This window comes from Alteromonas sp. HB246098, assembly GCF_054890645.1.
In genome coordinates this window covers 32570-46003 of the sequence record NZ_JBTZUG010000008.1, presented here as the reverse complement: position 1 = coordinate 46003, position 13434 = coordinate 32570, and the positions used below count along the sequence as shown (strand labels likewise).

The window sequence follows — 13434 nt, the reverse complement described above, 5'->3', positions numbered from 1 at the left end:
ATATCGACTGTATTATAACGCGTTTACGATGCGTTTAACGAGAGATGGGCCTTGATAAATAAAGGCCGAGTAGACTTGCACTAATGATGCGCCAGCATCTAAGCGCGCTTGCGCCGCTTCAGGAGAGTCGATGCCCCCTACGCCGATAATAGGTATAGCGCGGTCAAGTGCCTTATTCAGTTTACGGGTTACTTCTAAACTCATATCGGTCATAACAGAGCCGCTTAGGCCACCCATTTCATCAGCATGCTCTAGGCCAGCAACTGAGTCCCGTGACAGCGTTGTATTTGTTGCAATGACGCCGTCCATTTTGCTATTGATTAGCGATGCCGCAATACTTTCGATTTCCACATCACTTAAATCTGGCGCTATCTTAATAAACAACGGCACGTACTTTCCGTGGGTTTGTGTCAGCGTTTCTTGCGCAGCTTTTAAGCCTACTAACAGTTTATCAAGTGCTTCACCGTACTGCAGGTTTCTAAGCCCTGGTGTGTTAGGCGATGAAATATTGATAGTGACATAGCTGGCGTAAGGGTAAACCTTATTTAAGCAAATCAGATAATCGTCGAGTGCATTCGCTTCTTCGGTGTCTTTGTTTTTGCCAATGTTAATGCCAATTGGACCTTTAAACTGGGCCTTTTTTACTTGCTCAACAAGATGATCAACACCTTTATTGTTGAATCCCATGCGATTAATAATGGCGTGTTTTTCAGGAATTCTAAATAAGCGAGGTTTAGGGTTCCCCGGTTGCGGACGCGGCGTTACCGTACCAATTTCTACAAAGCCAAAGCCCATGCTTGAAAACGCATCAATACAGTCACCATTCTTATCGAGACCTGCGGCTAACCCTACCGGATTATCGAACGTCATGCCGGCAACAGTGACGGGCTTTTTAAGCGTTGGCGTGCTGTACATCCATTTCAGCGGTGTATGTTGTGTCTTGTTTAACCAGTTAATGGTGAAATCGTGACTTTTTTCAGGTTCACACTGAAGTAAGAATTTTTGCACTAGAGATTGCATGGTTGTGTTTAACGCTCGCTTATTAAGGGTCTGTTGGTCGTTGCTATGCCTTGCGTTTACAGATCATCTGCTGACAAAAAACGCTGTAAAGCTAGACAATAATAACCAATCGGCCAATAAAAAGCCCTGATAAACAGGGCTTAAATCATTAAGGTGCGTGTATTCTAATGGTTAGACTTCACGCTTAAAAGCATCAATTCGCGTAAAGCGACAGAAAATTTCGCAAATTCGTGCGTTGTGCTGGTCTTAAACTCTGACATCATGTGATACCAACGTTTAAGAAGCGCCTGATTACTTTCAATCCACTCATCTAGAATTTGGTCAGCGTTGCTCACATCTTCGCGAGAGGCTAGCAGGTTTGCTGCGATTGAGCGCTGCTGCCAATCAAGTTCTTCACGATATGAAGCACGAGCCAATGCCTGCCAGTGGTTGCTTACCGCCTGATTGTTGATTTGATCTAAGAACCAGTGAAGTTCTAGACGTGACCCCAATTGGTAGTAAAGCTTGGCGACAACATCAGTATCATGCTTATCGGCTTCTACAATTTGTGCCAAATCAAAGCTTGAGAACATGTTTGAGAAACTCGCTACTTGATACGCAATATCTTGAGGTACACCCTTATCGATATATTTCTGCGTTGCGGCTTCTAGCTGCGCGTATTCACTTTCAACAAGATAATGCTGTAAGTTTTTCGACAGTATATCGAATGTACCGCGATAGCTCGCAATCGCCTCTTCAATTGACTGCGCTTTGTTGCCGTGACGTATATACCAGCGGGCGGCACGACGCATAATTCTGCGCGCTTCATCAAGCATTTTTAGTTGAAGCTTTGCTGGGATAACGTTGTCTAATTCTTCAATACGCTCCCATAGCGTATCCATATTGAAAATGCCGTGCACAATCGCGTAAGCATCTGCAATTTCGTCTACGCTTGCACCAGTTTCTTCCTGCATTCTAAACACGAAGTTAAGGCCCATATCGTTAACCATATTATTGGTTAATTTAGTGGCGATAATTTCGCTTCTAAGCGGGTGCTGCTGCATGTGTGATGCAAACTTTTCGCGTAGTACTTTAGGGAAAGCTTCAACTAATAGCTTACCATGGTAAGGATTGTCAGTAATTTCTGGGATATTAAGCGCATCTTTAAGCACCATTTTACCGTAGGCAATTAACACGCTAAGTTCAGGGCGAGTTAGGCCTTGGTCGGTTGCTACGCGGTCGGAAATCTCGTCATCGCTCGGTATAAACTCTAACTCACGATTTAATTGCCCCTCGCGCTCAAGACCGTGAATAAAGCGAAGCTGTTCTTTAAGTTGCTTCACGCCAGCTAACTCGGTAATAGAGATAGATTGAGTTTGACGGTAACAGTCTTTCAATACAATCGTACTAACGTCGTCAGTCATATCGTAAAGAAGCTTATTACGCTGCTTAAGCGTTAGCTCACCATCGTTGACAAGGCTGTTAAGCAAAATCTTAATGTTAACTTCGTTATCCGAGCAATCCACACCACCAACGTTATCGATAAAGTCAGTGTTAACGCGACCGCCATTAGAGGCGTACTCGATACGGCCTAATTGGGTTAAACCTAAGTTACCACCTTCGCCCACGATTTTAGCCTGAACGTCGCGGCCATTAACCCGTAAATCATCATTCGCACGATCGCCCACTTCAGAGTGAGATTCTTTCTTACTCTTGATGTAAGTACCTATGCCGCCATTCCATAGTAAATCAACCGGCATTTTAAGAATGTTGTGAATAAGCTCGTTAGGCGTCATTGTTAATTGACGCGTTCCTAACCACTTTTTCATCTCAGGTGTCAGCTTGATTGACTTAGAGGCACGGCTGAATACACCACCGCCTTTCGAGATAAGTTTGCTATCGTAGTCTTCCCAGCTAAGGCTTGGGTTTTCAAATAAACGTTGGCGCTCTTTGTAACTTGCTGCCGCATCAGGGCTTGGGTCAAAGAAAATATGTAAGTGGTTAAACGCCGCGATTAAGCGCGTGTGCTTTGACAGCAACATACCGTTACCAAATACATCACCAGCCATATCGCCCACGCCTACAGCGGTGAAATCGGTAGTCTGACAGTCAATGCCAATTTCTCTGAAATGACGCTTCACAGACTCCCAGCCGCCCCGTGCAGTGATGCCCATTTTCTTATGGTCGTAACCAATGCTTCCGCCGGAGGCAAATGCATCACCTAGCCAGAAACCAAACTCTTCCGCAATACCGTTTGCGATATCAGAGAAAGTTGCAGTTCCTTTATCTGCGGCTACAACTAGATACGGGTCGTCATCATCAAGGCGAACGACGTCTTTTGGCGGTACTATTTCGCCATTAACGATGTTATCAGTAATATCTAATAAGCTCGTGATGAAAGTCCGGTAGCAGGCTTGGCCTTCAGCCTGAATAGCTGCACGGCCTTCGCCTACTGGCAAATTTTTACAAACAAACCCGCCTTTCGCCCCCACAGGAACAATAACCGTATTTTTAACCTGCTGTGCTTTTACAAGACCTAGTACTTCGGTTCTGAAATCTTCTTGTCTATCAGACCAACGAAGACCGCCGCGGGCAACTTTGCCGCCGCGAAGGTGTACCCCTTCAACACGTGGGCTGTATACAAAGATTTCAAACTTAGGCAACGGAAGCGGCATTTCTGGAATAAGCTCTGGCATCATCTTAAATGACACGTAAGACTTTTCGATGCCTGCATCGTCTGGCTGATAGAAGTTGGTTCGTAGAGTTGCCGACATCATATCCAAATAACGACGGATAATACGGTCGTCATCTAGGTTACTTACATTGTCTAGCTGTTCCTTGATGGTCTCTAGAATTGCGTCTTCTTTTTTCTGATTACGCTTTTTCTTGGGGTCAAAGCGTTGGTCAAAGAAGTCTACCAATAAACGGGCAATATCTGGATAGTTAGAAAGGGTATTTGCAATATAGTCACGGCTAAATGAGCTGCCAGTTTGACGCATATATTTAGCGTAGGCACGCAGAACCGTCACCTTTCGACCCGTCATATTGGCGCCCAAAATCAGGCGATTAAACGCGTCATCTTCAAGCGTTTTATACCACACCTTCGCAAAAGCGTCCTGGAAAAGGGTTTGCGCCATTTCCATATCAAAGTGCTGGCCGCTTTTGTGCAGCATGGTGAAGTCCATTACCCAATTTCGCTCACCTTCGGAACACGTGATTTTATATGGACTTTCGTCGATTACGCGTAACCCAAAGTTCTCCAGCATGGGGAGTACGTCAGACAAGTGAATGGGTTCTGCACGGTGGAAAAGCTTAAGCTTAACCACTTGGCTTTCAGCGTCTTCTTCTTGTGGGCGGTAGAACAACATATCCAAGGTGTGATTGTCGTCAAGCATCTCTAGCTTGCCGATATCTACCAGCGCTGCCGATGGAAGGTTATGCTCCATATAGCTACGAGAAAACGCATTGTTGTATTTGCGCTCAAGCGCCTTGCCAGATGCTTCGCCGTGAGCCGCTGAAATTGCTGACGCTAGTCTGTCGTTCCAGGTTTTGGTCAACTCAATAATGTTTTGCTCTATTTCCTTCACATCGAATTCCGCGTTGTTGTCGTTGACTCTAGCAATGTAATGCGTACGGGCATATACAGACTCTGAAAAGAAGGTGGTAAATTCGACTTCTTCAGTAGCGCCTAATGACGCTTTAAGTAGCTCTTGAGTCTCTTTACGCAACTGAGTGTTATAGCGCTCTCTTGGTACGAATACCATGCAAGAGAAGAAGCGGCCAAATGTATCTTTTCGAATAAACAAACGAGATATACCGCGCTCTTGCATCTGAAAAATGCCCATCACAATTTGTGCGAGTTCTTCTGCTGGTGTTTGCAGTAACTCATCACGTGGATAGGTTTCTATAATGTTCGCAAAAGCTTTGTATGCGTGTGTGCCTGGCTCAAAGCCGGATAATTCACAAATTCGCTTAATCTTCTCTCGTAAAATGGGTAGCTGGGTTACGCTGTTGTTATAAAACGATGCTGAATAAAGTCCTAGAAAGCGATGCTCACCTACGACCTGCCCGTCTTTGTTAAATACCTTCACGCCCACATAGTCCATATAGGCTGGCCGATGCACGCGGGCACGAGAATTTGTTTTGGTCAGTATCAACGGGTTTTTGCTTAATGCTTCAGCTCTTGCTGATGCAGGCAGTCTTGATAACAGACGTTCGCGGTCATTTATCGAGTTTTTAAGAAGACCTAAGCTGGTGTCGTTTTTCGGTATCCATCTATGATCGCCTTCAATTGCTTTAACTTCATAATAGCGATATCCCATCATGGTAAAATTATGGTCACCCAACCACTCAAGGTATGCCTTAGTCTGTTTTTTTGCATCTGCGGAAACAGGCCAATTGTATTTCGCGTTATTCTTAATAACGTCCTGTAAAGTGCTGGTCATGCCCTGCCAGTCTTCAACAGCTAAAGAGACTTCATCAACTACCGAGTAAAGCTCTTTAGTTAAAGCATCAATATCTTTTTTCGACGTCTGTCTATCGATTTCAATGAAAATGACAGTCTCTTTTTTAGCACCTTCTATGGTTTGACCTGGTTCTGCAAAGGTTTCGACTTTGTTCGATTTGTCGCGTTTAACGCCAATAGGGCTATGAAGAAATAAATGCGCAGTAATGTTCAACCGGTTCAGTAGCATACGCACAGAGTCAACTAAGAACGGCATGTCTGACACAATAATCTCTACTATTGTGTGACTTGAGTGCCAACCGTGTTTAGCTATTTCTGGGTTGAAAACACGAACGTAAGGCGAAGCGTATTCAAATTTTGCTAAACCATTCCATAAACTAAGTGTTGCACCATACAGGTCGCTGTCGTTGCGATTTTCTAAATCGTCGCTTGATATGTTTTTATACAACAGACGTCCGAATTGCTGCACAAGAGACTTCTGCTTGGTATCTACTTTTTTATCAATAAGTGCAAATACATTGTCTAGCAGTACTGAGTGTCGCTGTGAGGTGACTGTCATTTGTTAACCTTTTTTGAATGTCGTAATACCAATTGAACTTGGTATAAGTGCCGAGTACCTAACTATTTTCTCTAATAAATGACGCTAATGAAAGCCCATTTTTAACCTTATATTAACAGCATAGATAACTATGCAGAAAACACCCAAAAAAAAGGGCCTAAAGGCCCTTTTTTATGCGTAGCTATGCAAAAATAATTTATGCATCAGGGTCGTTCTTATTCCACCACAGGAACCTAGCCAAGGCGGGCAGTACAATTATTGCTCCAAGCATGTTCACAACGAACATAAATGTTAGCAAAATACCCATATCCATTTGGAACTTAAGTGAAGAGAATACCCAGGTACTTACGCCTATAGCTAGCGTTATGCCGGTAAACAACACTGCACTTCCGCGCTCTTTCAAAGCAGCAAAATAAGCTTCTTGGACGGTAGCACCTTTCTTCAGCATTAAGCTTTTGGTAGAAAGAATATAAATACCATAGTCCACTCCGATTCCCACGCCAAGTGCGATAACTGGTAATGTAGAAACGGTGAGGCCAATTTGAAGGTATGTCATTAGTGCTTGAGCCAACACAGACACTACATATAGCGGTATTACTACAACTAACGTGGCACGTATTGAGCGGAAGCTAATTAAGCAGAGCGCGATAACAGCTCCAAATACATAAAGCATCATTGGATCTTGCGCCGCGCTCACTGCTTCATTAGTTGCAGCCATTACGCCGACAGGGCCAGAAGCAAGACTAAACTTCATATCGTCAGTTTGATACGCATCGCGATACGACTTAACTGCATCAACAACGCGAGAGATGGTTTCTGCCTTGTGATCTTCCATAAACAGGATGATAGGCATAACTGAACAATCGCCGTTAAGTAGTCCAGATGAGGTAGGCACGCGAGAGATTGCCTGAACCAGCGTTTGTTGATTACGCGGAAGAACCTGCCATTTTACGTTCCCTTCGTTGTAACCGGCATTAACAATTTTGGCGACTGACGCAAGTGACACCGCAGACTGCACGCCCTGAACGTTTTCCATTTTCCACTGGAAGTCATCCATGGCTTTCATCACACTGTGCGAGGTACAAGCTTCCGGGGTCGTCTCTACAAGTATAGAGATATAATCCACCGTTACTTCGTACTTGTCAGTGATCAAAAAAGTGTCTTCATTGTAGCGAGAAGTTTCGTGTAGCGCTGGTGCACCGGCGTGTAAGTCCCCTATTTTCATATTCTGCGCTTGGAAATGACCGAGCACGAATAAAATAGCGGTGACAATTAAAATAAACGCAGCTGGCTTTTTACGTGAACACGCAGCAATTACTTCCCAGAATTTAGAATTTGCGTTTTCTTTACCAGCAAATTTCTCTACATACTTCTGGTCTAGCTTTAAGAAACTCATAAGGACAGGAAGTAATAAAAGATTGGTAAGTATGATTACCGCAACACCCATACTTGCTGTTATGGCTAGCTCGCGAATGATACCAATATCAATAACCAGTAGCGTCATGAAGCCTACAGTATCAGATAACAAGGCAATTCCGCCGGGTACTAGAAGGTTTCTAAATGCCGCCATTGAAGCCTGTTTCGCGCCAATGCCCGTCACCGCTTGCTTTTCTACCGCGTTAATCATTTGAACGCCGTGGCTTACACCGATAGCGAATACAAGGAATGGCACTAAAATTGACATAGGGTCCATGCCAAAACCAATGGAAGTCAAAAGCCCGAGCTGCCAAATAACGGCGATAATTGAACATACCAATGGCAACACGGTAAGCATCAGGCTTCGTGAAAAGAAGTACACCATAACGGCTGTAATCGCGATAGCAATAGCGAAAAACAGTAGTACATCTTTAGCGCCATCGGCTACGTCGCCAATCATTTTCGCAAATCCAATAATATGGATTGAGGTATTTTCGTTTTCGTACTGACCGCGCAGCTGTTCTTCAAGCTCTGCAGCTAACGCAAGGGTATCAAGGGGCTCGCCAGTTTGAGGGTCAATGTCCAGCAACTGTGCAGTTACCATTGCGCAGCTGTAGTCACTCGAAACCTGTCTACCAACGATGTTCGCTTTTTCCACGTTCGCAGCCACAAGCTCCAGGGCCTCTGGCCTTGACGAGTCGAAGTCTGCTGGTATGACAGGGCCGCCCGCGAAACCACCTTCTACAATTTCAGTGAAGCGTGTAGAGGGAGAGAAAAGTGAAATTACTAACGAACGGTTTACGCCATTGATGAAGAAAAGCTGGTCGTGAACGTTCTTTAACGTATCGAAAAAATTTTGATTATAAATATTATCGTTTTTATCACATACAGAAACTAGGATGTTGTTGGCCCCACCAAAATCTTGGCGGTGCTCAATATACGTTTTCATGTACTCGTGATTAAGCGGAATATTCTTTTCGAAACCTGCGTCTAGGCGCATCTGTGAGGCTTGGTAACCTAGAAAAACCGTAGCAATGGCAAACAGTGCCACCACAACTTTGCGGTTACCAAACACTAATTTTTCAAGAAAATGGGTCATTGTTTTTATACTGCCCTATTTTAAATTCAACGTTTTAATGCCATTTGCAGTAACAGCAATGCTGGTACCGTTAAACTCGGTGGCGTTTAAAATCGCCGCTTTATCTTTTATTTGAGACACGGAAATGCCGTCATCACTTTGGCAATTGGATGGATTGGCATAAGGGTCACGCGTACTGGTAGGTAGCGGGCGTTGTGCACTTACCATCATGCCGTTGTTACCCAAAGCATAAACCTGTGATTCTGATTCAATTAAGATTGAATTAAGGGTGCTCGTTGAACAGGTTTGTACATATTCCCATTCCCCTTGATTTCTGTTTACGAAAATATTCCCACGAAGACCTACTGCAAGTACCGTGTTTTCATCCAGCGGTTTGATATCGAAGAAAGAGCCTGTGTAGTCGACGTAATAACGTTCCCAAGACTCACCTTTATTAACACTCTTGGCCAAAAGTCCCGCTTCACCCGCTAGATAAAGCGTATCACCATCAAGGGTTACACGATTTAAGTGAGGCAGAATAGATTCTAGTTCTTGTTGATAGAATGCTTCATCTTCCTTGCGGACTTCTTCGAGGTACTCTTGGTCAAGAGGGTCTAACAAGCTCGCGTGACGCTCGGCAGTCCACGTGTTCCCACCGTCTTTCGTACGATAAAACAGGCCGTAAGCGCCTGTAGCAATGCCTTGTTGGTCATTGAAGAACAATACATCTAAAAATGGGCGTTGAAGTTCGGGTTGATAATTTTGTATCTCCCATGTTTCGCCCCTATCTGAAGAATGAAGAATGACAGCGTCGTGACCTACTGCCCATATTTTTTCGCCCACAACCGTGGTTGCGGTAAGCGTTGATTGAGTTGGCACCGCTTTTTGATTGAAAGTTTTGCCATCTTCCGACACTAATACGTGACCGCGTTCACCGACAATAACGACAAATGAATCAGCGTCTATGTCCAAAAGAACTGATTGCTCAACCAAAGGTGCCATGAATGCTTCTTCGGCAAGTGCAGCTGTAGAATAATTAGCTGCGAATGTGGCGGCAATGCACGCTGCAATGGTTTTTTTCATAATTAACCATTCCCCCTATTTATAATTGTCTGTATACAAAAACGGCTGGCAATTGCCAACCGTTTGTTGTGTAAGGTGATTAGCGCTTACCTTCTCGTCGCAACGCCTGAGGCGTGAATTCCACATCTCGAGGGCGTACGGTGAAGTCGTACATTTGCTCTTCATTGTCTAGGCCAATGGCCAAATAACGACGAGAGTTTAAGTCGTAGTACGCATCAAGCGTCGACCATTGCGTAGGAACTTCATAGTAGTTAACACCATAAGCTACACCAACGCGGTAGAGTTCGCCACGATTATCATACATATCAGCTACTTGAATTTGCCAGCTATCTTCATCAATGAAGAATACGCGCTTTTGATAAATGTGACGGAAACCTTCTTTCAACGTAGCTTCAACTACCCAAACACGGTGTTTTTCCCAACGGGTAAGGTCTGGATTAACGTGATTTGGCTTCAAGATTTCATCGTATGAAGCACTGTCTGAATGTAGTGCATAGTTGTTGTAAGCGACAAACATTTCCTGCTTACCAACAAGCTTCCAGTTGTAACGATTAGGAGAACCGTTAAACATGTCGAAATCATCAGTAGTGCGCAGGCCGTCAGCCGCTGTTCCCGGCGTATCGTAAGCGATGTTAGGGGCTAAGCGAACACGACGCTGACCCGTGTTATACGTCCAAGCTTTACGCGGCTCTTTAACCTGATCTACGGTCTCGTGAACAAGTAACGCCGTACCTGCTAGACGGGCTGGCTTAGTTACTTTTTGCTTAAACATAAACAGAATATTTTCATCTGTTAGCTTTTCAGGTGTAGCACCTTCTTCAGCATATTTAATTAGCAACTGCTCATCAAAACCGATTACGTTGTAATCACCACCGGTAGTAACCGCTGCTTGCCCACCGTTACGCTGAACTGCTGCTCCGCGATAACGAAGAATATGGTTCCAAATTGCTTCAAGACCGTTTTGTGGTATTGGAAATGGGATACCCAACACTGCACCTTTAAGACCATTACCGTCGTCGAGAAGCTCAGCGCGAGTTGCGTTTACCTTAGTCGCATCATAAATAGCCTGAGGGTTTGACGCAGAGCGACGTGTTGGGTATACCGGCATACGGAACGTTTCTGGATAAGCCTCAAAAAGCTTCTTCTGGCCTTCAGATAAGAATTCCGCATACTCTTTATAGTTCTGTGCTGTTATCTCGAACAACACTTTGTCTTCTGGGTAAGGGTCTGGATGGTGGTCACCCACACTGTACCCTGCAGGCGCAGACGTGATACCGCCAGTCCAGGCAGGAATACTGCCATCAGCATTACCCGCTTTTTCAGCGCCGAGCGGCGTTAGTTCATTACCCAACTTGTTTGCGTCTGCATCAGACACTTTAGCCATAACGCTTGCACCAGATAAAGCCAGTGACAAGGCGGCTGCAATAATTCCTACTTTTCTAATCATAAAAACCACTCTTAGATTGCGTATTTGATGTTAAATGAAATGAAGTCTCTGTCAGATAGCGCATTAGTTGTACCAATGCCGCCCCAGAATGCACTGTAAGACGCCGTTGCAGACCATTTACTTAAATAATCGAACGTGAAAGAAAGTGCAGCAGACTTAACATCTTCTGTGAAAAGGAATAATGGATCTGGCGTAGTACCCTCAACGTCATGAGAGAAAGTACCGCGAACTCGAAGGTTCATACCAGCGAATATTGAGTTGTAGTCAGCAACCGCCAATAAGCGATAGCCCCACGCATCGTCAGTTGCAAACGGGTTAGTCTCAGGTCCGTCTGAAAGGCCTTGGTGTAGACCTTCACGAGCGTTACCGTTAATTGGTTCAAGCGACGGTGTACGAGCAGTACCCGGTGCATTTAAGCGAATAACATCTGGGTCAGGCATATCAACAACGTTTACATAACCTACTTCGCCTAGAAGTACGAAGTTGTCGGATCCAAATTTAGGGCCGAATACATGTGACGCGGTAAATTGCATTTGCCAGGTATCAGAGAAAAGGAAACCTTCTGCGGTTTCACCTGGGCCAACCGCTCTACCGATGTTATTTAGCTGAGAGATTCCTTCAAGATCTGGACGTAAGCCTGCGTTAGCTAACTGTTCAGGCATCCCCATGTAAAGCAACTCTACATCGTCTATTTGAAGTGGCTCATCGACACGATAAGCAAATTCACCCGCAAGAGCCGTAGTACCAATATTGGTGTTGAAGCTCATACCGTAAAGTTTGATGTCTTCTGGATAGTAGAATTCAGACTGCGTGAAGGCACCCAGCTCTGTAATGTTATCCCGAGTAACCGTGTTAGTAGCCAGGAACGCTAGGTCTGCGCCAATACCTTCGGCAGTAAAGTCTGATGTTTTACCAGAAATAAGCGGACGCTGGCTGTGATAGTTAATGTGATAGAAACTAAATTCTGTTTCATTCAAATTCTCAGCAAACCACGTTAAGCGCAAGCCATACTGGCCTTGGTCGTCTGCATCGTTATGCGCCTCATCAGAGAAACCACGAATTGCAACTTTTGTCGGGTAAGCAAGATAAGCTTGAGAGATATCTGCAGCATCAGCACCTGAGCGTAATAAATCACCGTAACCATTTAAAGCAGTTAATAAGTGATCTAAGTCAATATCAGGGTTACCACTAAAGCCTAACTGGATATTCTGGCGTTGACCGCCCTCACCTGCAAAGTCGTTACCGGCGAAGTAGCTGCCTGACACAGGAAGCCAGCTGCGTTGCCACTCATATTGATAGTAACCTGAAATGCTCACCGTATCGGTTAGGCCTAAAGACGCGTAAACCATACCTACCGGTAGGAATACCTCTTTTAGTTCGGCACCTGGTGCACGAGCACGCGTTACATCCACAGGGTTGGTCGTGTTGATACCATGCTGGATGAACGTACTTTCACCCCAACTTATTACTTGGCGGCCAACACGAAGCGTTAGTGGCTTGTCACCAATCCACCAGTCGCCATAGAAGAAAGCATCATACAAACGAACATCTGTACATAAAAGGTCTTCCGCCTCTGGGTCTTGACAAAGATCGTATTGGTCGCCCGTTATTGGGTTAGAGTAAGGACGGTCACCATCCATTTGCTCGAAATCATAGAACCAGAAACCCCGAGCGAAGAAACCATAGTCGCCGAAGTTAATATCTAATTCATGTGAGCCTGAAACCTGCGTTGCGAACGCATCGCCTGGATCGTGCGCTAGGTTACCGAGGTCACCATTCGTTGAATACGCACCATCTGCTAACCCCCACACATCGCCACTTGGGTATAAAGGATTGAAAGCTGCGTGATAACCGCTCCAGTCAAACTGAGGATGGTTACTGTTACCAATAAGGTCGTAATCTCTTGCCTCTGTTCGAATACTTGTAGCTAATGTAAATGTCGAATCTAAAGAAATACTTACATCACCTACTTGCCAATTTGCAGCGTGTACTGGTACTGCAGCAGCACCTAACAGAGAGAGAACTCCCGCTGCTACCGGTGATATCTTAAAAGCGCTAGGCCCGTTTTTCATATTTTTATACTCCCAAGTCGATGTGACTTAATACGTGACATCATGACCAACCATAACGATTAACAAAATCATTACATCATTTTGCCATAACCGCAAGAACTAATCCTACCAGTTAACAAAATTTACAACATTAGTCGTATCAAATAGTTATTGCTTTATTGTGAGTATAAAAGGCATTTATAAACTTGCAGGAAAATTGTACAAGTTTAACGAGCGATAATTTGATTTATCGTTAAGTCGCTTTTTCAAGAGTTTGGCGTATTTGTGAAGACCTTGAACCTAAGATGTGCAGGCAGTTGTAGTATTGCGTAAGTT

The 13434-nt window shown here is 44.5% G+C and carries 6 protein-coding genes; all 6 read right to left on the bottom strand.

What is annotated here, in order from left to right; all coding sequences use genetic code 11:
• Positions 1-12: 12 nt before the first annotated feature.
• Entirely contained in the window at positions 13-1020 is a 1008-nt protein-coding gene (gene pyrD / locus ACYTPF_RS15855; protein WP_461852889.1) for a quinone-dependent dihydroorotate dehydrogenase, read from the bottom strand.
• A gap of 164 nt (positions 1021-1184) precedes the next feature.
• Entirely contained in the window at positions 1185-6023 is a 4839-nt protein-coding gene (locus ACYTPF_RS15850; protein ID WP_461852888.1) for an NAD-glutamate dehydrogenase, read from the bottom strand.
• Between the two features lie 196 nt (positions 6024-6219).
• Positions 6220-8538: an efflux RND transporter permease subunit gene (locus ACYTPF_RS15845; protein WP_461852887.1), complete on the bottom strand. Its 2319-nt coding sequence runs from the start codon at positions 8536-8538 to the stop codon at positions 6220-6222.
• A 15-nt stretch (positions 8539-8553) separates the two neighbouring features.
• Positions 8554-9600: a WD40/YVTN/BNR-like repeat-containing protein gene (locus ACYTPF_RS15840; RefSeq protein ID WP_461852886.1), complete on the bottom strand. Its 1047-nt coding sequence runs from the start codon at positions 9598-9600 to the stop codon at positions 8554-8556.
• 79 nt (positions 9601-9679) lie between these two features.
• Positions 9680-11047 carry a DUF1329 domain-containing protein gene (locus ACYTPF_RS15835; protein WP_179983469.1) on the bottom strand — a complete coding sequence of 456 codons (1368 nt, stop codon included), beginning with the start codon at positions 11045-11047 and terminating at the stop codon, positions 9680-9682.
• Positions 11048-11058: 11 nt separating this feature from the next.
• The gene (locus ACYTPF_RS15830) at positions 11059-13119 is read right to left on the bottom strand and encodes a DUF1302 domain-containing protein (protein WP_461852885.1); all 2061 of its coding nucleotides are present in this window, start codon (positions 13117-13119) and stop codon (positions 11059-11061) included.
• Between the last annotated feature and the right edge of the window lie 315 nt (positions 13120-13434).